Origin of the sequence: Phytobacter diazotrophicus, from assembly GCF_052061655.1 — a bacterium.
Taxonomy (GTDB): Bacteria; Pseudomonadota; Gammaproteobacteria; order Enterobacterales; family Enterobacteriaceae; genus Phytobacter; species Phytobacter diazotrophicus.
The window spans coordinates 2,568,868-2,593,550 of the sequence record NZ_CM125428.1 but is presented as its reverse complement, the minus strand read 5'-3'; the positions used below and the strand labels follow the sequence as shown (position 1 = coordinate 2,593,550).

General features: G+C 52.1%; 27 protein-coding genes and 2 pseudogenes. 14 read left to right on the top strand and 15 right to left on the bottom strand.

All coding sequences use genetic code 11. The features are described from left to right. Nucleotides 1–146 precede the first annotated feature (146 nt). The 9 genes and pseudogenes from ACS0RQ_RS12740 to ACS0RQ_RS12700 all read right to left on the bottom strand — a co-directional run bounded on the left by ACS0RQ_RS12740 (nt 147) and on the right by ACS0RQ_RS12700 (nt 5,912). Complete coding sequence (locus ACS0RQ_RS12740) at nt 147–365, bottom strand: hypothetical protein (RefSeq protein ID WP_334634800.1); 219 nt, start codon at nt 363–365, stop codon at nt 147–149. Between the two features lie 268 nt (nt 366–633). After that, nucleotides 634–1,392: an antitermination protein gene (locus ACS0RQ_RS12735; protein ID WP_334634802.1), complete on the bottom strand. Its 759-nt coding sequence runs from the start codon at nt 1,390–1,392 to the stop codon at nt 634–636. Between the two features lie 118 nt (nt 1,393–1,510). Continuing rightward, nucleotides 1,511–1,801: a DUF1364 domain-containing protein gene (locus ACS0RQ_RS12730; RefSeq protein WP_334634804.1), complete on the bottom strand. Its 291-nt coding sequence runs from the start codon at nt 1,799–1,801 to the stop codon at nt 1,511–1,513. Next, entirely contained in the window at nt 1,801–2,256 is a 456-nt protein-coding gene (locus tag ACS0RQ_RS12725; RefSeq protein WP_334634807.1) for a YbcN family protein, read from the bottom strand. Before ACS0RQ_RS12725 ends, ACS0RQ_RS12730 begins: the two co-directional genes overlap by 1 nt. A 194-nt stretch (nt 2,257–2,450) precedes the next feature. Further along, nucleotides 2,451–3,293: a hypothetical protein gene (locus tag ACS0RQ_RS12720; RefSeq protein ID WP_334634809.1), complete on the bottom strand. Its 843-nt coding sequence runs from the start codon at nt 3,291–3,293 to the stop codon at nt 2,451–2,453. Between the two features lie 186 nt (nt 3,294–3,479). After that, nucleotides 3,480–4,022, bottom strand: a complete 543-nt coding sequence (locus ACS0RQ_RS12715) for a hypothetical protein (protein WP_334634811.1) — start codon at nt 4,020–4,022, stop codon at nt 3,480–3,482. Nucleotides 4,023–4,154: 132 nt separating this feature from the next. Then, nucleotides 4,155–5,123: an IS5 family transposase gene (locus ACS0RQ_RS12710; RefSeq protein WP_023279773.1), complete on the bottom strand. Its 969-nt coding sequence runs from the start codon at nt 5,121–5,123 to the stop codon at nt 4,155–4,157. A gap of 33 nt (nt 5,124–5,156) precedes the next feature. After that, nucleotides 5,157–5,474, bottom strand: a pseudogene (locus ACS0RQ_RS12705) (alcohol dehydrogenase catalytic domain-containing protein); the annotation flags it as partial. 111 nt (nt 5,475–5,585) lie between these two features. Further along, nucleotides 5,586–5,912: a YnfA family protein gene (locus tag ACS0RQ_RS12700; protein WP_271850575.1), complete on the bottom strand. Its 327-nt coding sequence runs from the start codon at nt 5,910–5,912 to the stop codon at nt 5,586–5,588. Between the two features lie 143 nt (nt 5,913–6,055). Between ACS0RQ_RS12700 and ACS0RQ_RS12695 the strand changes: the two genes are divergently transcribed. Continuing rightward, nucleotides 6,056–6,397, top strand: a complete 342-nt coding sequence (locus ACS0RQ_RS12695) for a DUF1283 family protein (RefSeq protein WP_271850577.1) — start codon at nt 6,056–6,058, stop codon at nt 6,395–6,397. A 62-nt stretch (nt 6,398–6,459) separates the two neighbouring features. Continuing rightward, nucleotides 6,460–7,020: a spermidine N1-acetyltransferase gene (gene speG, locus ACS0RQ_RS12690; protein ID WP_071194299.1), complete on the top strand. Its 561-nt coding sequence runs from the start codon at nt 6,460–6,462 to the stop codon at nt 7,018–7,020. An 18-nt stretch (nt 7,021–7,038) separates the two neighbouring features. Here speG and ACS0RQ_RS12685 read toward each other — a convergent pair whose 3' ends face one another. Together ACS0RQ_RS12685 and ACS0RQ_RS12680 are read right to left on the bottom strand one after the other, a co-directional pair. Next, entirely contained in the window at nt 7,039–7,737 is a 699-nt protein-coding gene (locus tag ACS0RQ_RS12685; RefSeq protein ID WP_271850578.1) for a YnfC family lipoprotein, read from the bottom strand. Nucleotides 7,738–7,830: 93 nt separating this feature from the next. Further along, nucleotides 7,831–8,469 carry a LysE family translocator gene (locus ACS0RQ_RS12680; protein ID WP_271850579.1) on the bottom strand — a complete coding sequence of 213 codons (639 nt, stop codon included), beginning with the start codon at nt 8,467–8,469 and terminating at the stop codon, nt 7,831–7,833. 111 nt (nt 8,470–8,580) lie between these two features. Between ACS0RQ_RS12680 and ACS0RQ_RS12675 the strand changes: the two genes are divergently transcribed. The 10 genes and pseudogenes from ACS0RQ_RS12675 to osmV all read left to right on the top strand — a co-directional run bounded on the left by ACS0RQ_RS12675 (nt 8,581) and on the right by osmV (nt 18,307). After that, entirely contained in the window at nt 8,581–9,492 is a 912-nt protein-coding gene (locus ACS0RQ_RS12675) for a LysR family transcriptional regulator (RefSeq protein ID WP_271850580.1), read from the top strand. Nucleotides 9,493–9,585: 93 nt separating this feature from the next. Continuing rightward, nucleotides 9,586–9,891, top strand: coding sequence for a DUF1161 domain-containing protein (locus tag ACS0RQ_RS12670; protein ID WP_271850581.1), 306 nt, complete (start codon nt 9,586–9,588; stop codon nt 9,889–9,891). Nucleotides 9,892–10,046: 155 nt separating this feature from the next. Further along, nucleotides 10,047–12,484, top strand: a pseudogene (gene ynfE / locus ACS0RQ_RS12665) (selenate/tellurate reductase subunit YnfE). A 10-nt stretch (nt 12,485–12,494) separates the two neighbouring features. Then, a complete protein-coding gene (locus ACS0RQ_RS12660; protein WP_334634589.1) occupies nt 12,495–13,112 on the top strand; it encodes a DMSO/selenate family reductase complex B subunit in 618 nt (205 codons plus the stop codon). A 1-nt stretch (nt 13,113) separates the two neighbouring features. Then, a complete protein-coding gene (locus tag ACS0RQ_RS12655) occupies nt 13,114–13,971 on the top strand; it encodes a dimethyl sulfoxide reductase anchor subunit family protein (protein WP_271851874.1) in 858 nt (285 codons plus the stop codon). A gap of 20 nt (nt 13,972–13,991) precedes the next feature. Continuing rightward, nucleotides 13,992–14,606 carry a Tat proofreading chaperone DmsD gene (gene dmsD, locus ACS0RQ_RS12650; RefSeq protein ID WP_271851875.1) on the top strand — a complete coding sequence of 205 codons (615 nt, stop codon included), beginning with the start codon at nt 13,992–13,994 and terminating at the stop codon, nt 14,604–14,606. Between the two features lie 256 nt (nt 14,607–14,862). Continuing rightward, the gene (gene osmY, locus ACS0RQ_RS12645; RefSeq protein ID WP_271851876.1) at nt 14,863–15,573 is read left to right on the top strand and encodes an osmoprotectant ABC transporter permease OsmY; all 711 of its coding nucleotides are present in this window, start codon (nt 14,863–14,865) and stop codon (nt 15,571–15,573) included. 26 nt (nt 15,574–15,599) lie between these two features. Further along, the gene (osmX, locus tag ACS0RQ_RS12640; RefSeq protein WP_271851877.1) at nt 15,600–16,502 is read left to right on the top strand and encodes an osmoprotectant ABC transporter substrate-binding protein OsmX; all 903 of its coding nucleotides are present in this window, start codon (nt 15,600–15,602) and stop codon (nt 16,500–16,502) included. Nucleotides 16,503–16,511: 9 nt separating this feature from the next. Beyond that, nucleotides 16,512–17,159 (top strand): osmoprotectant ABC transporter permease OsmW, encoded by a 648-nt coding sequence (gene osmW / locus ACS0RQ_RS12635; protein ID WP_039078848.1) that lies wholly within the window; start codon nt 16,512–16,514, stop codon nt 17,157–17,159. Continuing rightward, nucleotides 17,159–18,307 (top strand): osmoprotectant ABC transporter ATP-binding protein OsmV, encoded by a 1,149-nt coding sequence (gene osmV, locus ACS0RQ_RS12630; RefSeq protein WP_039078847.1) that lies wholly within the window; start codon nt 17,159–17,161, stop codon nt 18,305–18,307. Before osmW ends, osmV begins: the two co-directional genes overlap by 1 nt. A 106-nt stretch (nt 18,308–18,413) precedes the next feature. Here the strand turns inward: osmV and bioD are convergent, their stop codons facing one another. The 3 genes from bioD to ynfL all read right to left on the bottom strand — a co-directional run bounded on the left by bioD (nt 18,414) and on the right by ynfL (nt 21,482). Continuing rightward, nucleotides 18,414–19,109, bottom strand: coding sequence for a dethiobiotin synthase (gene bioD, locus ACS0RQ_RS12625; RefSeq protein WP_039078846.1), 696 nt, complete (start codon nt 19,107–19,109; stop codon nt 18,414–18,416). Nucleotides 19,110–19,234: 125 nt separating this feature from the next. After that, a complete protein-coding gene (gene mlc / locus ACS0RQ_RS12620; RefSeq protein WP_039078845.1) occupies nt 19,235–20,455 on the bottom strand; it encodes a sugar metabolism global transcriptional regulator Mlc in 1,221 nt (406 codons plus the stop codon). Between the two features lie 130 nt (nt 20,456–20,585). Further along, the gene (gene ynfL, locus ACS0RQ_RS12615; protein WP_079498191.1) at nt 20,586–21,482 is read right to left on the bottom strand and encodes a multidrug efflux transcriptional activator YnfL/SxtR(Kp); all 897 of its coding nucleotides are present in this window, start codon (nt 21,480–21,482) and stop codon (nt 20,586–20,588) included. A 108-nt stretch (nt 21,483–21,590) separates the two neighbouring features. On the opposite strand from ynfL, the gene ynfM reads away from it, so the two are divergent. Next, nucleotides 21,591–22,841, top strand: a complete 1,251-nt coding sequence (ynfM, locus tag ACS0RQ_RS12610) for a multidrug efflux MFS transporter YnfM/SxtP(Kp) (protein ID WP_271851878.1) — start codon at nt 21,591–21,593, stop codon at nt 22,839–22,841. 64 nt (nt 22,842–22,905) lie between these two features. On the opposite strand, the gene ACS0RQ_RS12605 is transcribed toward ynfM, so the two are convergent. Next, on the bottom strand, nt 22,906–22,965 hold the full coding sequence (locus tag ACS0RQ_RS12605) for a KPN_01571 family protein (RefSeq protein WP_369944944.1): 60 nt from the start codon (nt 22,963–22,965) through the stop codon (nt 22,906–22,908). Between the two features lie 202 nt (nt 22,966–23,167). Here ACS0RQ_RS12605 and ACS0RQ_RS12600 point away from each other — a divergent pair, with 202 nt between their 5' ends. Beyond that, entirely contained in the window at nt 23,168–24,655 is a 1,488-nt protein-coding gene (locus tag ACS0RQ_RS12600; protein ID WP_271851879.1) for a carboxypeptidase M32, read from the top strand. Nucleotides 24,656–24,683: the final 28 nt, after the last annotated feature.

Below are 24,683 nucleotides of genomic sequence, written 5' to 3'. Positions count from 1 at the left end.
GCAGTCAACGGATATGCGCGATTTCCACAAGCGCAGTCTGATATTTGTTAAATCCGCTTACTGATACGGGACGTTCAAACGAAGTTTCTGCAGACTCTGATTCCAGCGCTGCTCCATAGAGGCCCCACAAAATTAGAAGCTAATTATCACTTTCTTTTGCCGCAAGTCTGATAATCACTTCCCGGCCCATCATCAGAGCCCCAGTAAGGTTTATTGCCAGAAACAATATCCCTCTGCTCTTCTTTGTTTTCACATTGATGTAAACCAGGAAAAGCACGGCTGGGAGCAACGCTCATCCCCACATTAGAAATGCTGGAACATCCTGAGATGATAAACATAACGCAAATTGAAATTAACTTTTTCAACGTCTGCCCCTGTAACAACTCAATTAACTAATAGACCGCAGCCACTAAATTAGCAGTTTACCTGCCAGAATTATCGCTGAGTTTAAAGGTTGTACAGCCGCCAGACTGTCAAATGACTCACACACTCCAGAAACAAAAAAGCCCCGCGAAATGCGAGGCTCTGAATTTGTTGCTTACGAACAGGTATAAAATCCCATCGTTGGAAGAATCCTAACCACTTATTTTGAACATTGCAAGTATTGTGTCGATATAATCCGCAAAAATGGTGCTAACGTGTGACCTTCCGTAATTGTGCCTCCGCGAACGCTTCTTCCTGCCAGCATTTTGTTACCAGCTTATCTATCACCTCTGCATATCCGCTGTACCATTGATACTGCGTAAGGTCAGGAACGATCTTTTCCACAATGACACGCGCCAGGCTGGTAGGCACACGGCTGAACCGGTTTCCATTGCAGCGACCGCAAACCTTCATGACAGGAACACCAATCAGTTTTGTGCGTTTCTCATCAAGGACAGTCCCCTTTCCTTTGCATCCGCGACAGGTGGTACTGATAACGCCCTTTCCATCGCATTGCGTACAGATGTCCTCAACTTGTTCATTTTTAATTTTTGGCTCGACGCCCTTAACTCCCGGATGCTTAACAACATCCTTTTTGGAGCGGAGGATCCCCTTTCCATCACAGTGAGGACACATTGATTTGCTGGCCGCAGACCGGGAATAGTCGGCATATGCAAACTGCACCAGAACAGCCAATATTTCGGTGCGTGCTTTATCGCTGAGTTTCATCAGTACGGGATTTCTAAGAGATTGTGCGTACCGCATCAAGCCCTCTATAGCTGTCTGCGGATCGCTAATTCCAACCTTAGCCAGGAACAGCGAGAAACCCAGGGGGGCTTTTGACTGCACCATTCCCTGAGCAGCCATTACATCGGTTATTGATAGAGCATCATTGCTTGTCGCCGGAGTTTCATCATTGAGCTTCGGTGATTTTGGCGAATAGAATTTCGGCAAGGATTCGAGGTTCATGCTGCTGCTCCCGCTGTTTGCTGTGTGGTCTGTTTAACTGGCTCGCTATGGCGCTTTACGGCGGGCTGTTTCGCCCGCGCTACGCTTTCGGCCTGGTACTGGATGTAATGGTCGATTCTCACGCTCTCACCTTCCCCTCTTTCAACCAGATAACCTGCGTGCGGGCCATCCCCTCCAGTGCGCAGACATGCGCATATTCGGCGTCGACCAGCCGGGTACGGCGATCGATTTCGTCATAGCAGGCTGAGCATGCGATTGTTGCAATGAGGTCAGGCGGTTTTATACCTGTGCCGCATAAGCCGGCGAGTCGTATATGCGCCAGAACGCTGGTTTCATCGTTGCCGTTACAGACGCCGGGTATGCGTACCTGACATTCACGTCCGCGAGCGGCTTTGCATAAGTCAGTCATTACGCCTCCTGCTTATCGCGTAATTGCTGAAACTCGCAGTTCTGTGGAATGGTCAGAGCCAGGCCGAATTGTGCGCACCAGGCTTCGACTTTGCAGAGAAAATCGTGCATTTCCCCGGTATCAAGGTCGGAGGTATGCCGCGGCTCCCAGTGAGTGGTTTTCTCTCCGGTAATGAAGTCGGTATAGGTGACCTCTGTACAGCCGAGATAGGTTTTCTTGAGATTGCGTTTAACCCATTCCGGTGTCGCGTCAGTACGCCCGGATTTGATGAGATACTTGCTGATTTCGGAGTACCACATGTGGCTGAGGCTGTTCTGAGAAATGCTGCGCTTCTCGCGCCAGGGCTTTATCTGGAGGCGGTAGCACTGACCATCGTTAAGGAACGGCTGGAGTTGCTGACCAACGGCGGCAAAATTGCCGCGGTGGAGTTTGATGCCGTTTTGAGGAAAGTTCACGCTTCACCTCCGAAGAGGTCAGGCGCTGAATGCAGAAAATCGCAGTTGCATTTCTGCATCTGAGACAAGGTGATGTGTGGCTTGTGTTCGCGCATTTAAGTCCCCTCAAATGCGCACAGGTCGTCAGTTGTTCAGGCTGATACTGGTATTATGAACAGGTGTACAGAAGAAATCAACGAACCAATAAATGCCAGTTATTGGATTTGTTGCTTGTTTAAAAACTCTTCCAGGCTTTTGATTTTATGTGTTTTTACATATTCATCAATATCAAGGAGCATTGGTTTCATTCCTTCAACAATTTTTTCTTTGACTTCGGAATTTAATGCATCAATGCTGTAAATATATGTTTTATAAGACTCAAAATGACTAGCCCCTTTTGCTTGATACCTTAATACTTGCATTGCATCTAATCCAATCGAACCAACTTCTAAAATACGAAATTTTTCTTTATCTATGATACTAGATTCTAGAACCGTATAATTACTTAATTCCTGTTTGTACTTTAACAAAATCTCATTCTTTTCTCTTTGGTATTCTTGCTGTATTGGATAAAATATTTTATAGGTATAATCCCTAACATCTTCCAGCATGCAATATAAAAAAGCATTATAATATGCTGCCTTCATATCTTCTATGATTTCAACTGGGGTTTTAACTTCAATAAGTGACTTTTCAATATCTGCAACATGTTCATACAGACTTCTGCGGGTTATACCTTTATGTTCTTTAAGTTCTAATGATGCGGATGCTATGGATATGCTACACAGTGGGATCAAAACAGAACGCATTTGATTAACAATCTTTTCTGCCTCATTTAATTTTTCCCTTAACTTAAAGGTAATATTAAAAAAATTAAACTCATGAATATTATCGATCTCTATCAATCCAAAAACAAAAAGGATAAAACCTGCTGATACTGATACAGCCCCACCGCCGACATTACCCCATAAAGAGCCTATCACGCCTATAATAACGAACAGAATACCAATATAATAAATAGCATTCTTATTCGATTTTTTTACATCTTCACAAGTCATATATTAATCCTTTGTAAATAGAAGACCATATTATCGTGACATTGGGATTATATCAGGCCGAGTTCTCTTTCATTAAGCACAATTCACGCAGATTTGCACGCACAAGTGCCTCAGCGAACGGCAGCAGTAGCGCGTTGCCACACCGGGCCACCGGTTCTCTGGAAAAAATAGATTACGTTAGGTCTGTTACTCCGACTCACCAATAAATTCTGGTGCCAGGTCATGAGGAAAATTCCACTTACACCCGGTTTTCTCACTCAATCTCTCGATAATTTTGAAAATTTGGGCGTAAACATACTCATTAACAAATTTAACCAAGTCCTCCCATTCATTTCTTCCGCCGACATGCATACTAATTTCATAATTTATTTTTATATAAAATTCTGCGCCATCAAATTCTATCTCAGGAGATTTTCTAACTGAATCATGCTCTCCATTGTGAGCATAACGCTCATTTCTCATGCTGATAAGTTCTTTGTGAAATGGTTTGAGATTCTTGGGAATCTTTCGATCCGATATACGACTTACATCCTTACCATCAGCAAATAAACGAGAATAAGTGACAACAAATGCTGTGGTTAACATTTCTTGTTCATTAACGGAATCCATAGTACATTCAAATCCAGTGGTGCGGAGTCTATGAAGCATATAGCGAAGGCTTGCGACAGTTGTCATCACCTTCGTTAAGCGCATCAAATTTTTAACATCTTCATCAGCCTTTTCTAACAACTCATTTACGCGTGAAATGTATCTTTCCAGCTCATCTCTAATTTCATCTTGGAGGCTGTTAAGTGCTTCCTGGATGGGCTTTGTTGAATAAATCAGATTTCGGGTAAGTCTCCCCCGTAGCGGGTTGTGTTTTCAGGCAATACGCACGCTTTCAGGCATACCTGCTTTCGTCATTTTGTTCAGCGCTCGTACCAGGGCCATAGCCTCCGCAACCTGACCATCGTAGTCACGCAGCGTCAGTGACCCCCCGAACAGCTGTTTTACCCGGTACATTGCCGTTTCCGCTATCGAGCGACGGTTGTAATCTGTTGTCCATTTCCACCGCGCATTACTCCCGGTCATTCGCTGATTAGCCACTGCACGGTTACGGTCTGCATATTCACCGGGCCAGTAACCCGCACCTTTTCGGGGAGGGATAAGCGCGCTGATTTTCTTACGCCGCAGTTCATCGTGACAGAGCCGGGTGTCGTAAGCGCCGTCTGCCGATGCTGCCCTGATTTTTCTGTGAGTCTGCCGGATAAGACCCGGGAAGGCTTCTGAGTCCGTCACATTGTTCAGCGACAGGTCTGCACAGATGATTTCATGTGTGTTGCTGTCAACGGCTAGATGCAACTTTCGCCATATACGACGGCGTTCTTTGCCGTGTTTTTTGACTTTCCATTCGCCTTCACCAAAGACCTTCAGCCCGGTGGAATCAATCACCAGATGCGCGATTTCACCCCGGGTGAACGTTTTGAAACTGACATTAACCGACTTTGCGCGCTTGCTGACACTGGTGTAATCCGGGCAGCGCAACGGAACATTCATCAGTGTAAAAATGGAATCAATAAAACCCTGTGCAGCCCGCAGGGTCAACCTGAACACGCGTTTAATGACCAGCACAGTCGTGATGGCAAGGTCAGAATAGCGCTGAGGTCTGCCTCGTGAAGAAGGTGTTGCTGACTCATACCAGGCCTGAATAGCTTCATCATCCAGCCAGAAAGTTATGGAGCCACGGTTGATGAGGGCTTTATTGTAGGTGGGCCAGTTGGTGATTTTGAACTTTTGCTTTGCCACGGAACGGTCTGCGTTGTCGGGAAGATGCGTGATCTGATCCTTCAACTCAGCAAAAGTTCGATTTATTCAACAAAGCCCCAGTGAAGTACAAACATTCGGTTTACCAATTGAACAGGGATAACACTCACCGCAACTAATAACCGGATCAACCGAAACACGCTCACCGATACGTTTTTTATCAATCCCTTCACCCACCGCGTCGATAATGCCGAAGAACTCATGACCAATAACGCGCGGGTATTTTGCAAAGGGATTATGGCCACGATAAATATGGCTGTCTGAACCACAAATTCCGGCGAGTTTCACCTTTACCCTGACTTCGCCTGCTGCGGGTACAGGCAATGGACGCTGTTCAATGACCAGATTATTTGGCTCGCTGATAACCACACTTTTCATACGTAAATTCCTTACATCCTTTATTGCGATGAGGCGAATTTACGCAACTGAGCTACTACCATACAAGTATAACGATCAAAAAAGCTGCGAGCGATCACAAAAAACGGGCGCTTACGCGCGCCCCCACCCGGCAATGATAATCAGCATGCCGCAAAGTGCGATGGCGGCCCCCGTCCAGTCATACAGGCTGAGTTTCACACCTTCTACCACCCTCAGCCATAATAAAGCCGTGCAGACATACACCCCGCCATAAGCGGCATAGACTCTCCCGCTGGCGGCAGGATGCAGGGTCAGCAGCCAGACAAAAAACGCCAGCGCTAACGCTGCCGGGATCAGTAACAGCGGCGTAGCGCCCCGTTTCAGCCACAGCCACGGTAAAAAGCAGCCGACGATCTCACATAAGGCAGTCAGGAAAAATAGCAGGGTTGTTTTGATCATCTCTCGCGTTTTCATTGTGTCGTGGTTGAACTATCTTAACGGATAACCCACTAATATGTGGACACCCGGTAGGGTATCCGCCCAGGGATGAATCGAGTAGAATTGCTCTGTAGCTTTTAGATCCCCTCAAGAAGGAAATTGCAATGAACATTTCACTTAGCAAACGCCTGTGCCTGACGGCAATGCTGACGCTGGGTGCCATCGTGTACACCGCCAGTGCCCCAGCGCAGACCAATAAGTTAGTGATTGAATCCGGCGACAGCGCGCAAAGCCGCCAGCAAGCAGCCATGGAAAAAGAACAGTGGGATGACACCCGTTCGCTGCGCCACAAAGTTAACAAACGTGCGGAAAAAGAGTGGGATAAAACTGACGTCGCCTTTGACGCACAGGATAATTGCCACAAAAGCGCTAACGTCAACGCATACTGGGAACCCAACACCCTGCGTTGCCTTGACCGCCGTACCGGTCGTCAGATTACGCCATAACCCCTTTCGTACTACGGGCGTTTCCCCACGCCCGTCTTTGCTGTCGTCAAAAAGGATGTCCTATGACCGACGTTGCCCATGTCAAACTTCGCCCGCTCGAACGTGAAGATCTGCGTTTTGTGCATCAACTGGATAACAACGCCAGCGTCATGCGTTACTGGTTCGAAGAACCGTATGAAGCCTTTGTCGAGCTGTCAGATTTATATGACAAGCATATTCACGATCAAAGCGAACGCCGTTTTGTGGTGGAATGTGATGGGGACAAAGCCGGACTGGTCGAGCTGGTTGAGATTAACCACGTCCACCGCCGGGCCGAGTTCCAGATAATCATCTCGCCAGAGCATCAGGGAAAAGGTCTCGCCACCCGCGCGGCAAAGCTGGCGATGGATTACGGCTTTACGGTGTTAAATCTCTATAAGCTCTATCTGATCGTGGATAAAGAGAACGAGAAAGCCATCCATATCTACCGTAAACTCGGGTTTATGGTGGAAGGCGAATTGATTCACGAATTTTTTATTAACGGCGAGTACCGTAATACTATCCGCATGTGTATTTTCCAGCAGCAATACCTGGAAAACCATAAAAGCAGCGGCGGGACATTGCTGAAACCCACCGCACAGTAAGCGCGGTGGTGAATGCCATTAATAGTATTCGATGGTGTTCTTAATGCTGTATTTCTTCGCAACAGAAGGCGTCACGCTCGTATCGACAATCTCCAGTTGGCAGGCTACCGGGTTATCATGCTTGTCGTACTCGCAGGTCTGTTTGACATTACCCAGTGGTTTATCATTCAGCGTGCTGACCGACGTATAATCGAGCTTCTTACCTTTTATATTCGATGGGGTCGAGACAACCGACAGATGCATATCTTTCGAGATTGTTGATTTGCCCAGTGGATAGCCTTCGTCATCGTAACGGTAGTTGACTTCAACATCTTTACCACGCGCGGAAGAGATAAAGCCGCGCTCATCCGTATCCCACGTCAACCCCGCACTGGGAAATTCCGCCAACTGACATTTCCCCTGTAGACGAAGACGTTTTTCCTGGGTGTCCGCATCAAGGTAATAGTTGGCGTCCAGTACCAGTGAAACCCCGGTGTTGTTTTCAAGGTCATGCAGTTCCAGTGAATCGAAACACCCTTCTTTGGACATCGTGCCGCTGACGCGCTTCGATACCTCACCTTTTTCATTCAGTAATGTCTGGCTGAAATCTTTTACTGGACCGCGCAGTGGGTCAAAGTCGAATTCATTCGAAAAACTCGCCATCTCCGGCGTAAAAGATACAGGTCCTTTGTTGTCATCACACCCCGCCAGAATGGCCATCAGCGCGATGAGTATCATTTGTTTTTTCAATAGGTTCACCCAAATATCACAATGCGTTGCGCTTATCTTAGCAAATCTTGTAATTATTCGGGCAGAGACAATATCATTTCATCACATAAAGAGCGATTTCGCGCCCGTAAGGTTCCAGGCAACACCACAGACGGCCAGTAACAATAAAAAGAGCGCCGCACAGGCGGCAAAACGTCGACTTTGCGTGACAGGGAGAAAACGTTTGATGGCGACGATATAACCCGCCATGACGGCAAAATCGAACACGATCCACAGCAGGCAAAGCGTGGTAATGCTGGCGGTAAAATCGCGGCTAATGGCAATGAACTGCGGGAAAAATGAGACAAAAAAGAGGATATCTTTTGGATTGGAAATACCGGTGAAAAATCCGCGCATAAACCCACCTGCCAGCACAGCCTTACCCCCCTCCTGCACCGGCCTTTGCGCCCAAAGCTCACGTAATGACTGCACCGCCCCCCAGCCAATAAATACTGAACCGCCGATGCCCAGCAGCGCCAGATACCCTTTGTCGAGCGATACCGCTCCGGCGAGAGCGAGTACGGCCAGGGTTATCAATACCAGCGAGGAGAGATTTGTTCCCAGAAGGGTTAGAAACGCCCTGGCATACCCCACGCGCGCCGCCGTCCCGGTCACTAACAGCACAACGGGACCCGGTGTTAAGAGTAAAAAAAGCACTGCGATAACATACGCGCTCAGGAGCGCAAGATTTAGTTCAGCCATAACGCGTTTCCCCACATTATTTTGTTGTTCAGGGTAAAGGCGTGCGCACCGAATGAAAAACGAGTTAAACTGGCTTCAATCGTGAGTAAAACTCAATGTAAATAAATCGCAATGAAACAAAATATCCCTCATCTCTATGCCTTACGCGCCTTTACCGTAGCGGCACAATCCAGCTCATTCAGCCAGGCCGCCGAATTACTCAATGTTACCCCAGGCGCAGTCAGCCGCCATATCCGCACGCTGGAAGATCACTTCGCTTGCCAGCTTTTTGAGCGTAATGGGCCGAAGGTGATGCTTACTGATGCCGGGCGCATGCTGGCAGTACAGTTACAACAAGGATTTTCACAACTGGAGAATGCATGTCGGCAACTGCGCAGTACCCATGTACAGCTGCGGCTCAAGGCTCCTTCCACGCTGACGATGCGCTGGCTACTAAATGTGATGGCAGATTTCCGGGCGCAAAACGAGACGCCGGAAGTCGAGGTGTCCAGTATCTGGATGGATATCGACAATGTCGATTTCACCAAAGAGCCTTTCGATTGCGCCATCCTGCTGGGCAATGGACATTTCGGTGCGGGAACGCGCTGTTTGCGACTGTTTGATGAATGGCTGCTCCCCCTTTGCGCTCCTGATTTGCTTGATAAGGCGCGTGATAATCTGGCGGCCTGCGAGCTTATTCACCCCTCACGTGACCGCCGGGACTGGCGGCGTTGGCTTAACAACAGCAGTTTGTATAGTGGGTTGAGTCTGGCGGGCGGCAAAGTGTTTGATACCCTCGAACAGGGCATGATGGCAGCGATGGGGGGACATGGTGTAACAATTGGCGATCTTCTGCTCAGCCAGAGTGCGATGGATCAACATTTACTGGTCGCCCCCTTCCCGCAGGCGATCGCTTCCGGCGAGGGCTATTACCTGGTCTGGCCTGGCGATTCGGCACGGCAAAATAATATCGACAAACTTGCCCTTTTCTTGCAAAAAAATATCCCTCGCTATGTACATAGCGATATAACGATACAAAACTAAGATAATGCGCATTCCTGTTTTGCGCAGATTTCGCTTAGCCTTACTTCTCAGTGCCAGGCATATTGAGCATTATTAATTAATAAGGAGTCGCAAATGAAACATTCACTCTGGTTAGGTGCACTATTGTTCATCGGCTCGGCATCTGTTTATGCCGCACCGGATTCCTGTGAAAGAGTAAAAAACGATATACAACAACGCATTATAAATAACGGCGTACCAGAATCAGACTTTACGCTTACCATCGAACCCAACGATCAAAATAGCGCGTCGGGTGCTCAGGTTGTGGGCCATTGTAGTAACGATAACTGGAAAATTCTTTATACCCGCACCCGGGGTAGCGCGAATGCACAATCGGGGGAAATAACGCCGCTAGAAAGTGACAAACCCGCCGCACAGTAAATTCATTGCCCTACAAAAATAATGGGGATTGGCCCTCTTCTTGATCCCCATTAAGATCCCCCTGACTCTTATTAAGTAGCATCACTCTCATCGTTAGCATGCTCGTAATTTCGACGGGTAATATTTTTCTATTATAAGCTATAACGGAGTGAGCTATGTCCATTGTTGAGAGTGGTGGCGGGATCAGCCGCCGAACACTCGTGAAATCAACTGCGCTGGGTTCGCTGGCGCTGGCGGCAGGCAGTTTTTCGCTGCCTTTTGGCATGCGGACCGCTGCTGCAGCGGTTCAAAGCGCCCTGCAACCCGCAGAGGATAAAGTCGTATGGGGCGCCTGCTCCGTCAACTGTGGCAGTCGCTGTGCGTTGCGTTCACACGTACGCGATAACGAGGTCTACTGGGTCGAGACAGATAATACCGGGGAGGATGTTTACGGTAATCATCAGGTTCGTGCCTGCCTTCGCGGACGTTCAATCCGTCGTCGTATCAACCATCCGGATCGCCTGAACTACCCCATGAAGCGCGTGGGTAAACGTGGCGAAGGTAAATTCGAACGCATCTCCTGGGATGAAGCACTTGATACCATCGCAGGTAGCCTGAAAGGGATTGTGGAAAAATACGGTAACGAGGCGGTGTACATTAACTACTCCTCCGGTATCGTCGGCGGCAATATCACCCGTTCTTCCCCTTCTGCCTCTATTATTGCCCGCCTGATGGCCATTTACGGCGGCTTCCTCGGCCAGTACGGCACTACAGTACGGCGCAGATCGCCTATGCGATGCCTTACACCTACGGCTCCAACGAAGGCAACAGTACGTCAGACATCGAAAACACCAAACTGGTGGTGATGTTTGGCAACAATCCGGCTGAAACCCGTATGAGCGGTGGCGGCATTACTTATTTTCTTGAACAGGCGCGCGAACGTTCCAATGCGCGCATGATCGTTATCGACCCGCGTTATACCGATACCGCTGCCGGGCGCGAAGATGAGTGGATCCCGATACGTCCGGGCACCGATGCCGCACTGGTTGCCGGTATCGCCTGGGTATTGATTAACGAAAACATGGTCGATCAGCCATTCCTGGACAAATACTGCGTCGGGTATGACGAGAAAACCCTGCCAGCGGGCGCGCCAGCCAATGGTCATTACAAAGCCTATATTCTGGGCCAGGGCGACGACGGCATTGCCAAAACGCCGCAATGGGCTTCTGCCGTGACCGGCATCCCGGTCGACCGCATTGTGAAACTGGCGCGTGAGATTGGTCAAACCAAACCCGCCTGTATTTGCCAGGGCTGGGGTCCGCAGCGTCAGGCAAATGGCGAATTAACCGCCCGCGCTATCGCGATGCTGCCCATTCTGACCGGTAACGTCGGTATCAACGGCGGGAACAGCGGCGCGCGTGAGTCCACCTATACCATTACCATTGAACGCATGCCGATGCCGGAAAACCCGGTAAAAACCAAAATTTCCTGCTTTAGCTGGACCGATGCCATTGAGCGCGGCGCAGAGATGACCGCCCTGCGTGACGGTGTTCAGGGTAAAGACAAACTCGACGTCCCGATCAAATTTATCTGGAACTATGCCGGTAACACCATCACCAACCAGCATGGCGACATCAACCATACCCATGACGTTTTACAGGACGACAAGAAATGCGAAATGATTGTCGTCATTGAGAATTTCATGACCTCATCAGCGATGTACGCGGATATTCTGCTGCCCGATTTAATGACCGTTGAGCAGGAAGATATCATCCCGAATGATTACGCCGGGAACATGGGTTATCTGATCTTTATCCAGCCGGTTACCGCACCGAAATTTGAGCGTAAGCCGATTTACTGGATAACCAGCGAAATCGCCAGGCGCCTGGGGCCGGATATTTACCAGAAATTCACCGAAGGGCGTACACAGGAAGAGTGGCTTAAGTATCTTTACGCCAAAATGCTGGCAAAAGATCCCCAACTGCCGTCCTATGAGGATCTGAAAAAAATGGGGATTTACAAGCGTAAAGACCCCGCCGGGCACTATGTGGCCTATAAAAAATTCCGCGACGATCCGCAGGCTAATCCGCTGAAAACGCCCTCGGGCAAAATTGAAATCTACTCCAGCAGCCTGGCCAGGATTGCCAATACCTGGGAGATTCCAGCAGGGGAAGTGATCAGTCCGTTACCGGTTTATGCCTCGACGCCAGAAGGCTGGGACGACCCGGCGCGTAGTAAATATCCGCTACAGATGTTCGGTTTCCATTACAAATCCCGTACCCACTCCAGCTACGGCAATATCGATATCCTTGAGGCCGCCTGCCGCCAGGAGGTGTGGATTAACCCGATTGATGCGCAAAAACGCGGCATCGTCAGTGGGGATATGGTCAGGGTGTTCAACGGACGCGGAGAAGTACGCATTGCCGCTAAAGTCACTCCGCGCATCATGCCGGGAGTGAGCGCCATGGGCCAGGGGGCGTGGCACAACGCCGATATGCAAGGCGATCGCGTTGACCATGGTGGCTGCGTGAACACGCTGACCACCCATCGTCCGTCACCGCTGGCGAAAGGTAACCCGCAGCACACCAATCTGGTCGAAATCGAAAAGGTTTAAGGAGTAGCCGATGACCACACAATATGGATTTTATATCGACTCCGCGCGCTGCACCGGCTGCAAAACCTGTGAGCTGGCATGTAAGGATTACAAGAACTTAACCCCGGATGTCAGCTTCCGCCGCATTTACGAATACGCAGGGGGAGACTGGCAGGAAGATAACGGCGTCTGGCACCAGAACGTTTTCGCCTATTACCTCTCCATCGCCTGTAATCACTGCGAGGATCCGGCCTGTACCAAAGTCTGCCCCAGCGGGGCGATGCACAAACGCGAAGATGGCTTTGTGGTGGTGGACGAAGATATCTGCATCGGCTGTCGTTACTGCCATATGGCCTGCCCGTACGGTGCGCCGCAGTTCAACGCTGAAAAAGGCCATATGACCAAATGCGACGGCTGCTACAGTCGTGTCGCCGAGGGCCATAAGCCGATTTGCGTGGAATCCTGCCCGCTGCGTGCGCTGGACTTCGGCCCCATTGAAGAGCTGCGTAAAAAATACGGTGAGCTGGCGGCTGTCGCCCCGCTCCCGGCGTCGCACTTCACGAAGCCGTGCATCGTGATTAAACCTAACGCCAACAGCCGCCCGACAGGGGATACCACCGGCTATCTGGCAAACCCGCTGGAGGTGTGAGATGGGTAACGGATGGCATGAATGGCCGCTGGTGCTGTTCACGGTATTAGGGCAATGCGTGGCAGGTGGCCTTATCGTCACCGGGATGGGCTGGATGGCGGCGAAAAACGATGCGCCCGGACAGCAGCGAATTACGCGGAGCATGTTCTTTCTTTGGGTGTTAATGGGCATCGGCTTTATCGCCTCCATGGTGCATCTCGGTTCGCCGATACGCGCACTGAACTCACTCAACCGGGTGGGCGCCTCTGCGTTAAGTAACGAAATCGCCGCTGGCTCGATTTTCTTCGCCGTAGGCGGCTTCTGGTGGCTGGTGACAGTGCTGGGTAAAATGCCGGCTACGCTGGGCAAATTCTGGCTGGTGGTCAGCATGGTGCTGGGCGTAGTATTTGTTTGGGCTATGAGTCGTGTCTATCAGATTGATACGGTACCAACCTGGCATAACGGATACACCACCGCCGGGTTCTTCCTCACGATGCTACTCGGCGGCCCGCTACTGGCGGCACTGCTGCTGCGTCTGGCACACGTCACTTTCAATGGCGCGACCTTCGCCTCGCTGAGCGTGGTGGCGCTGCTGGCAAGCCTCGGTCTGGTGATTCTGCAGGGGATGAGCCTTGCCGGGATCCACAGTTCCGTGCAGCAGGCCAGCATGCTGGTGCCAGCCTGGAGCGAAATGCAGGTCTGGCGTATGGTCCTGCTCGCCGCAGGCCTCGGCTGTTGGCTCTGTCCGCTGATCATGCGAAAACAGCCACGTGCTGTCAGCCTGCTTGCCGGTGTCATACTGGTGGTTGCAGGCGAATTGATTGGGCGCGGTCTGTTCTATGGGTTACATATGACTGTCGGTATGGCGGTTGCAGGTTAAGCAGAGATTCCGGGAACGTAATGACTGACACTTTTTACACAGATGATTTCGCTTTTTCGGCACGCATTCTGGGGGCGCTGTTTTACTACCCGCCGGAAAGTGAACAGACGCAGGCGCTGATCGCCGCATTCCGTCAGGGGGAATGGCAAACCCAGTGGCCGCTGGCGCCGGAGGCGTTGACCCCGCTCGTGCCGTTATTTTGCGCAGAAAGCAAAGAAACGATTCCCGAGGCCTGGCAACGGCTATTTATCGGCCCGTGGGCGCTGCCTGCGCCGCCCTGGGGATCCGTCTGGCTGGATAAAGAAAGCGTACTCTTTGGCGACTCCACGCTGGAGCTTCGCCAGTGGATGCGTGACAACCACATTGTCTGGGAGGCCAGTCAGAATGAGCCGGAAGATCATTTTGGCACCCTGCTGATGCTGGCGGCCTGGCTTGTTGAGAATCAGCGCTACGCCACCTGTGATGAGCTGCTTGCCTGGCATCTTCTGCCCTGGGCCGGACGCTTTCTTGAGATTTTTGTAGCGGAAGCCCGCCACCCGTTCTGGCAGGCGGCTGGCAGGCTTGCCCAGTTAACGCTTAGCGACTGGCAGAGCCGTTTATTAATGCCGGTTGCCCAAAAAGCGTTATCGCGTTAATCCCTCACAATGCGCCCTTAAGGTGACAACGTCACTTTAAGGGCGCATTTTTAAGACAATTCTTTAGTTCCCGCTCTTAGCCGTTATCCCATCAGCGATAGCGTAAATCCTCCGCAAAATCCGCAGGTTAAAAGATTCGCGCCAAACTGGAATCCTTCCCAGGTGCTTGCTATAGCTCAAATACCCTGCCGAACATGGCATAACAACACGCAACTCTCCGTTGCCATAACGCATGCACACAGGGAGACACACTGCAATGCACACTTCCGCACTCTCACGCGCCCTGCTGTTTACTGCGACGATTGCCGTCGTACTGGCGCTCCTGGTTTGGGGTATTGGTCTGGATACAATCAGAGCCCGCCAGGTGGATTTGGTCTATCTCGGGCAACAACATTTGATTCTGGTGTTCAGCTCTATGTTCTTTGCTCTGCTGGTGGGTATTCCCAGCGGGATTGCGCTTAGCCGCCCGGCTGCGCGCGGTGTCGCCGAATACGTGATGCAGATTTTTAACGTCGGTAACACGCTGCCACCGCTGGCCGTACTCGCGCTGGCGATGGTCATCATCGGGATTGGTGATAAACCCGCCATTATCGCCCTTTTTCTGGCCTCACTGCTGCCCATTGTGCGTAACACCTATGCGGGGCTCTGCTCGGTTCCGGCATCGCTGCTGGAAGCCGCAAACGGTATCGGTATGACCAAATGGCAACGGCTGTATCAGGTGGAGTTGCCCAATGCACTGCCGGTGATCCTCTCCGGGGTGCGTATCGCCACAGCCATCAACGTGGGCACCGCACCGCTGGCCTTTTTAATCGGCGCCAGCAGTTATGGCGAGCTGATCTTCCCGGGCATCTATCTGAACGATTTCCCGACATTGATTCTGGGTGCGGCGGCAACCGCGCTATTTGCCCTGATTCTGGACACGCTGCTGGCGGCGCTTGGGCGTTTTTTGAGCCCTCACTCAGCCTGAACCCAATAATAAGAAAAGGAATCCCTATGAGACTGACTTCACGCCTGTTGGGGCTATTGAGTGCCACGCTGCTTTTTACGGTAAGCGTGCGCGCCGCCCCACTGATTCTGGCGACCAAAAGTTTTACTGAGCAGCATATTCTCTCGGCCCTGACGGTGCAGTATCTGCAAAAGAAAGGGTTTCAGGTGCAGCCGCAAACCAACATTGCCACGGTGATTTCCCGTAATGCGATGATCAACAAACAGGTTGATATGACGTGGGAATATACCGGCACCTCGCTGATTATCTTCAATCACATTAAAGAGCGTATGACGCCGGAACAGTCTTACGAAACGGTAAAACGACTGGATGCAAAACATGGCCTGGTGTGGTTAAAACCTGCCGATATGAACAATACCTACGCCTTTGCGATGCAGCGTAAACGCGCCGAGGCCGAGCATATAAATACCATGTCGGACATGGTGGCGAAGATTGAGCAGATTCGAAAAACCGATCCTAAACATAACTGGATGCTGGGGCTGGATCTCGAATTCTCCGGGCGTAGCGACGGTATGAAACCCTTCCAGCAGGCCTATAACCTTGAGCTGGACAGGCCGCAAATCCGTCAGATGGACCCCGGGCTGGTCTATAACGCCGTCCGTGATGGCTTCGTCGATGCCGGTCTGGTCTACACGACGGATGGCCGGGTAAAAGGCTTCGATTTGAAAGTGCTGAAAGATGATAAAGGCTTCTTCCCCAGCTATGCCGTGACGCCAGTGGTGCGTAAAGACACGCTGGAGGCCAATCCGGGGCTGGAAGAGGCGCTTAATACGCTTTCTGGTCTGCTCAACAACGACGTCATCATGACGCTCAACGCAAAAGTCGATATTGACCATCAGACGCCACAGCAGGTGGCGCACGACTTCCTGCGTGAGAAAGGTCTGCTGTAAGGAGCGCCTATGGATACGATTCACTACATGATGGATAACTGGAGCTATCTGGCAATGCTCACCTTCCAGCACCTCTGGCTGGTGCTGCTTGCGGTCGGTCTGGCAATTGTGACGGGCGTGCCGCTGGGCATCCTTATCGTAAGGCATAAATGGCTGGCAACGCCCGTGCTGGGGCTGGCAACGATTGTGCTGACCATCCCGTCGATTGCCTTATTCGGCCTGATGATCCCGCTTTTCTCGCTGATCGGTCAGGGGATTGGCGCCCTGCCCGCTATCACCGCCGTCTTCCTCTACTCCTTGCTGCCGATTGTGCGTAATACCCATACCGCGCTGGACAGTCTGCCTCCCGGCCTGCGTGAAGCCGGGCGCGGCATTGGCATGACCTTCTGGCAACGTCTGCGCTGGGTAGAGATTCCCATGGCGCTGCCGGTGATTTTCGGCGGCATCCGTACTGCGGTGGTGATGAATATTGGCGTTATGGCCATTGCGGCGGTCATTGGCGCAGGCGGCCTGGGGCTACTGTTGCTCAATGGTATCGGCGGCAGCGATATCCGCATGTTGATTGCCGGGGCGCTGATGATCTGTTTACTGGCCATTGTGCTCGACTGGTTACTGCATCGCTTGCAGGTGGTTCTGACACCGAAGGGGATTCGATAATGATAAAACTGGAAAATTTAACTAAACAATTCACCCAGAAAAACGGCCAGACCGTGAAGGCCGTTGACAATATCAACCTGCACGTGCCGCAAGGTGAAATGTGCGTACTGTTGGGCCCGTCCGGCTGCGGCAAAACGACCACGCTTAAGATGATTAACCGCCTGATTATGCCCAGCAGCGGTAAGATCCTGGTCAATGACAAAGATACCAGCGACATGGACACTGTCAGCCTGCGTCGTAATCTGGGCTATGTTATCCAGCAGATCGGTCTGTTTCCCAATATGACCATTGAAGAGAACATTACCGTGGTGCCGCGCATGCTGGGCTGGGATAAAGACCGCTGTAAACGCCGTGCCGAAGAGTTAATGGATATGGTGGCGCTGGATGCGAAAAAATTCCTTCACCGCTATCCGCGTGAGATGTCCGGCGGTCAGCAGCAGCGTATCGGGGTGATTCGCGCACTGGCGGCGGATCCGCCGGTCCTGCTGATGGATGAACCGTTCGGCGCGGTCGATCCCATTAACCGCGAAGTTATCCAGAATCAGTTTCTGGAGATGCAGCGCACGCTGAAAAAGACCGTCATGCTGGTCAGCCACGATATAGATGAAGCGTTAAAGCTGGGGGACCGGATTGCGGTGTTCCGCCAGGGGCGTATTGTGCAGTGCGCCAGCCCGGATGAGCTGCTGGCCAAACCGGCGAACGAGTTTGTCGGCTCTTTTGTCGGCCAGGACCGTACATTGAAACGTCTGCTGCTGGTTTCCGCAGGGGATGTCACCGACCAACAGCCGACGCTGACGGTACGTGAGTCGACGGCGGCTCAGGAAGCGTTCGCGATGATGGACGATAACGATATTCGCGCGATTACCGTGGTGGATGGCGACGGTAAACCGCTGGGTTTTGTGAAGCGTCGCGAAGCGCGTGGCGCGCAGGGTGATTGCGCCGGGCTGTTGCATCCGTTCCGAATTACCGGGAAAGCTGAGGATAATCTGCGCGTGGTATTGTCGAAGTTGTATGAGAGTAATACCAGTTGGATGCCGATTGTTGATGAAGCCGGGCGCTACAACGGGGAGATTTCACAGGATTATATTGCAGATTATTTAAGCTCCGGCAAAACACGCCGGGTGCTGAATATTCACAGCGATGCCTGACCCCGGCTGGCGCGACGCTTAGCCGGGCTACGTATGAGGTATGTGCCGCACCAAACGCGTAGCCCGGATCAGGCGCTTGCGCCGCCATCCGGGTCTGGCTGCCGGTTTACGCCAATACACGCTCGGCGGCCAGCATCCCTTTCGCCATCTGCAAATTGATATACTGCGCCAGGTCGCGCTGTTCGGCACGCGGCAGATAAGGTAACTCACCCACCAGCGGCGCAGGCAACTTGCGGCTGAGAACATTAATAATTTCAGCGTAATGCGCAAGCCCTGGGTTAATGCGGTTAGCCACCCAGCCAATCAGCGGCAGACCATCGCTGGCAATCGCCTGAGCGGTCAACAGCGCATGGTTGATACACCCTTCCTGTATCCCCACTACCATCAACACGCCCATTTGCTCTTGCACAACCCATTCGGAAAGCGGACGCAGATCGTTCATCAGGCTACGCCAGCCGCCCGTCCCTTCCACCACCACATGATCAACCTGCTCGCACAGGCTGGCCAGGCCATTGGACAACAGGGTGTAATTAATCGCAGAACTGTGCGCCACGCTACTTTCATCTTCGCTAAACGCAATGGGATTGACAGCAGAATACGGTAAATCAATTGAAGACACGCTTTGCAGCACCAGCGCGTCTTTATTGCGCAGGCCTTCCGGTGTCTCTTTGCTCCCTTTAGCGACTGGCTTGTAACCCGCGACGGTACTGCCACAAGCGGCCAGCGCCTGTAGCAGCGCGCGGGACACCACTGTCTTGCCGACAGACGTATCAGTACCCGTTACAAAGAAACGCTTAAGCATCGCTAACTCCACCGTTATGCTACGAAAATATAAATCAGGAAAATAATTCAGTAGCGAAAGTCTACGTTAGGGATGCGGTGTTCAGCTTGAGATAGCGCAATTTTTAGTAGAACAGTGTAAAAATGTTACCCCTGCAACAAACGAATCAACAAGGATCCGTTATACATCGCGTCCTTCACTAGTGCCGCACCTGCCATAGTGCCCTGATTGGTGAATTGTGTGCTTTCGACGGCGATATGTTTGCTGTAGGCGGGCAGCGCCTGCTGGCGAATGCAGTCAGCAATCGCCGGGAAGAGGATATCCGCCGCCTTACTGAGCGGCGAACCGATGAGAATTTTTTGCGGATTGAATAAATTCACCATGATGGCGAGAATGCGACCGACATTCGCCCCCACGCCACTGATAATGTCTTTCGCCAGTAAATCGCCCTGTTGAGCCGCTTCACATAACGACTCTACCGTCAGCGGCTGTTGGTGCAGCATGGAGCTCATGGACTGGCTCATGCGTAGCTGCGCCAGTTCCAGCACGCTCTCCACGCTGGCAATGGTTTCCAGACACCCGTGATTACCGCAGTAACAGCGTTTACCGTATGGGTCGACCTGCGTGTGGCCGATCTCCACCAGGCTACTGCTACCTGCGTGAAGCAGGCGACCATCGGTAATGACACCGGCCCCAACGTTATGGTCGATAACCACCTGGATAACGTCACGCGCCCCGCGCGAAGCGCCAAACAGCGCCTCTGCCATGGTCCAGGCGCTGATATCATGCTGCACATAGACCGGCACACCGGTGTGCTGTTCCAGCATTTCACCCAGCGGCATATCTTTGACGTCTTCATAAAACGGCATGCGGTGCACAATGCCATGTTCCGTGTCGATAATCCCCGGCAAGGTGATAGCAATGGCGGTTAAACGCTCCAGCTTCTGCTGATGACGGATAAAAAACTGATCGATATGAACAATGATGCGCTGCAGCAGCGGCTTTTCGTCGGTCAGCGGAAGCTCCTGACGCTCTTCCACCACCAGTTTGCTACTTAAATCGCGTAAGGAGAGGAAAATCTCCCCGCGGCTGATGCGCAGCGAGAGATAATGCCAGGCTTCGGTCTCCACCACCAGCCCAACGGCAGGCCGCCCGCGGCTGCCCGGCTCCTGAATTTCGGTCTCCTGTACCAGGTGCGCTTCAAGCATTTCCCGCACAATCTTGGTAATACTGGCTGGCGCAAGCTGCGCCAGACGTGACAGATCGATGCGCGACACCGGGCCAAGCTGATCAATCAGGCGGTAGACAGCCCCTGCATTGGTCTGCTTAATTTGATCAATATGCCCAGGCTGACTATCAGCAACCACCTCTTACTCCCTTTATTTTTGAGCTCGAAATAAACTTTGGGATATGGTGAAGCACTTCAATAGTCGCCGTCAAATATTTACGTAGGCTTGTGATTTACCGCACGTTTTGCGGGCGTATACTGTCCACTTTTTATGCATTCGCCGCAGAAATGAGTTGCTGCCTGAAACGCTGTGCCGCTGTGCCCTGTTCATGATGCTTTGCCCATACGAGCCACATTTCCGATACCGCATCCGTTTCCAGAATCGGTACCCAACGCATTTCTGTCAATTGCACACGCCGGAATGAGGCGGGCAGAATCGACACCCCAAGTCCCGCCGCCACCAGACCAATAATGGTCATCGCCTCCCCCACTTCCTGGGTAATCGACGGTGTCAGGTTATAACGGCGCAACAACCCAAGAATATCGTCATACAACCCGGTTCCCACATGCGGGTCGAAAAAGACAAACGGCTCCCGCGCCAGCTCGGCCAGCGATACGCCGCTTTTCGCGGCTAAAGGGTGATCGCGATGAATCATCGCCAGTAGCGGCTCGCGCAAAATCACCTGCCAGGCCAGCGTGTCAGGCAGCAAGGTATTGCGCATCAATCCAAGGTCAAGTTTGCCCTCATTGAGCGGGGCAATCTGCTCACGGGTATTGATTTCCCGGGTCTGGATATGCACATCCGGGTAAGACTGGCGAAACGACGACAGGGTGTCAGACACTGCGCTAATAAACGGTGCCGATGAGGTAAAGCCAATGCGCAAATCGCCGGTTTCCCCCTGATGCAGGCGGGACGCCCGGCTAACGGCATCATCTACCTGGCTTAATATCTGCCGACTATCTGCCAGAAATTGTCGACCTGCGGGCGTCAGCGACACGCTGCGGTTGGTACGCGCCAGCAGCTTCGCGCCGATTTGCTGCTCAAGGATTTGGATTTGTTGGCTCAGCGGCGGCTGGGAAATATTTAACCGCGCCGCCGCATGGCCAAAATGCAGCTCTTCGGCGACAGCAATAAAATAACGGAGATGGCGAAGCTCGATATTCATATTTTAAACATATCATTTGAGATTATTAATATATTAGACAGAACAATGACCGTTTCATACCCTTAAATACATCCCCGCCTGACCGGGATGTAAACTTAAGGATTTCAAGTGAGCCGTACAACTACCGTTGACACTCTTCCGGCAAGTGGTGTTGATGAAAATAATCGTCCTTTGCCGACACAATTTATTAAACGTGGTACCCCCCAATTTATGCGCGTCACCCTGGCGCTCTTCTCCGCCGGACTGGCCACCTTCGCCCTACTTTATTGCGTGCAGCCTATTTTGCCGGTGCTGTCACAGGAGTTCGGCGTCTCTCCGGCAAACAGCAGTATTTCACTCTCTATCTCTACCGCCATGCTGGCCATCGGTCTGTTATTTACCGGACCGTTATCAGACGCGGTTGGCCGTAAGAAAGTGATGGTGACGGCATTGTTGCTGGCCTCATGCTGTACGCTGCTTTCAACGCTGATGACCAGTTGGCACGGCATTCTGATCATGCGTGCCCTGATTGGGCTGTCACTGAGCGGAGTTGCCGCCGTGGGCATGACCTACCTTAGTGAAGAGATCCACCCCAGCTTTGTCGCCTTTTCCATGGGGCTATACATTAGCGGCAACTCGATTGGCGGCATGAGCGGACGCCTTATTAGCGGCGTGTTCACTGATTTTTTTAACTGGCGTATCGCGCTGGCGGCGATTGGCTGTTTTGCACTGGCTTCCGCGTTAATGTTCTGGCGTATTTTGCCGGAATCTCGTCATTTCCGTCCGAGTTCGCTACGCCCGCGCACCCTGTTCATTAATTTTCGCCTGCACTGGCGCGATAAAGGATTGCCCTTATTATTCCTTGAGGGTTTCCTGTTAATGGGCTCGTTCGTTACCCTGTTTAATTACATTGGTTATCGGTTGATGCAGTCGCCGTGGTTTTTAAGCCAGGCGGTGGTGGGGTTACTTTCCGTCGCCTATTTAACCGGTACCTGGAGTTCACCGCGCGCCGGGGCAATGACCGCCAAATATGGTCGAGGGCCGGTGATGATCGCCTCGATTGCAATTATGCTTTCCGGTCTTTTATTAACGCTGCTCCCTTCACTGTGGGCGATTTTTATCGGTATGCTGCTTTTTACTGCCGGTTTCTTTGCTTCCCACTCCGTCGCCAGTAGCTGGATTGGCCCACGCGCGCGCCGCGCCAAAGGGCAGGCTTCATCGCTATATTTATTCAGCTATTATCTGGGCTCAAGTATCGCGGGTACGCTTGGTGGTGTGTTCTGGCATAACTATGGCTGGAACGGTGTGGGCGGCTTTATTGCGCTGATGCTGTTACTGGCGTTATTTGTCGGCAGCAGACTGCATCGCCGCTTACGCTAAAGCGGTATGAGTTAACATAGGGCCCCGGTCTATTTTCGGGGCTTTTGCTCTGTGCCCTGGCAGATCAGAACATCCCCAGTATCGACGATGCCCCTAATAATTCACGTACTGCGTCAAGCACCATAAGAGCAAATATGATCCACACAAAGGGATTCATCATTTAGGCTTTAGGGTTGATTCAACGTATGTCACCTGCGACTTTTTCATTATGGTTCAGTTGGTAATGTCCCACCATAAACCGGCGAATAATCTTGTTTGTCCGTTGATAAGTGCCTGAATCTCTGTACTCTCATTCATATCGTTCCGAACCCGCTTGCAGAGGCAATATGGATAACAATCAAAACTATCAATCCCTTACCCGCACTTTCACCCGCCTGAGCCGTTTCCAGCACCTCTCCGCCATCGTCGGATGGGACATGTTCGCCATGATGCCGCCAGGGGGCAGCACCGCCCGTGGTGAGGCGCTGGCTGAACTGGGCGTGCTACAACACCAAATCCTGACTGACAAAAAGGTTGGTGAATGGCTACGCAATGCCCTGCAAGAAGATCTTAATGATGTGGAACAGGCAAACCTGCGCGAGATGACGCGCCACTACCAGCAGGCCGCGCTGCTGCCGGAATCACTGGTGGAGGCCAAAGCGCTGGCGGGCAGCAAGTGTGAACATGCCTGGCGCACTCAGCGTCCGGCAAATGACTGGGCCGGGTTCAGCGCGAATCTGAAAGAGGTGGTAAAACTCAGCCGCGAAGAGGCGACGATCCGCGCCCAGGCGAAAGGCTGCTCGCCGTATGACGCGCTTCTGGATATTTTCGAACCGGACATGACCAGCGCCCGTCTGGACGTCCTGTTCGCCGATCTGAAATCCTGGCTCCCGGACCTGCTGCAGCGTGTGGTTGACAAGCAATCGCGTGAAACGCTGATTGCCCCCGTCGGCCCGTTCCCCGTCGCCACCCAGCGCGAACTTGGGCTGGAAGCCATGACGCTGCTCGGTTTCGATTTTAACGCCGGGCGTCTCGACGTCAGCGCGCATCCGTTCTGCGGCGGCGTGCCGGAAGATGTCCGCATCACCACCCGTTATGATGAAAATGAACTGCTGAGTGCGCTGTTTGGCGTGGTGCATGAAACCGGGCACGCCCGCTACGAGCAAAACCTGCCGCGTCAGTGGCTGGGGCAACCGGTCGCGCTGGCGCGTTCTACCGCCATCCATGAGTCGCAAAGTCTGTTTTTTGAAATGCAGCTTGGTCGCAGCGAAGCCTTCCTGAAACGTCTGCTGCCCGCAATTATTCAACGTTTCGGTGCACAACCCGCGTTTGAAGAAGGTAACTTCATTGCCTGGAATCAGCGCGTTAAACCCGGCTTTATCCGCGTCGATGCCGATGAAGTCAGCTATCCGGCCCATGTGATCCTGCGTTATGAAATTGAGCGAGCATTGATTAACGGCGAAATAGAAGTGGACGATATTCCTGCCCTGTGGAATGAAAAAATGCAGGCATGGCTGGGCTTGTCCACCGAAGGTAACTACCGTAACGGCTGTATGCAGGATATCCACTGGACGGACGGCGGGTTTGGCTACTTCCCGTCGTACACGCTTGGTGCGATGTATGCCGCTCAACTTTTCCAGGCCGCGCGAAACGCCCTGCCAGGGCTGGATGAGGCTATTGCGCAAGGTGATTTTTCCGCACTGTTTGACTGGCTGCGGCAGAATATCTGGCAGCACGGCAGCCGTTTCTCCACCTCGCAGTTGATTGAACAGGCCACCGGCGAGGCGTTGGACAGCCGCTATTTCCGCCACCATTTAACGTCGCGTTATTTGTAATCATCCCCGGCACAGTTCACGCACCGCG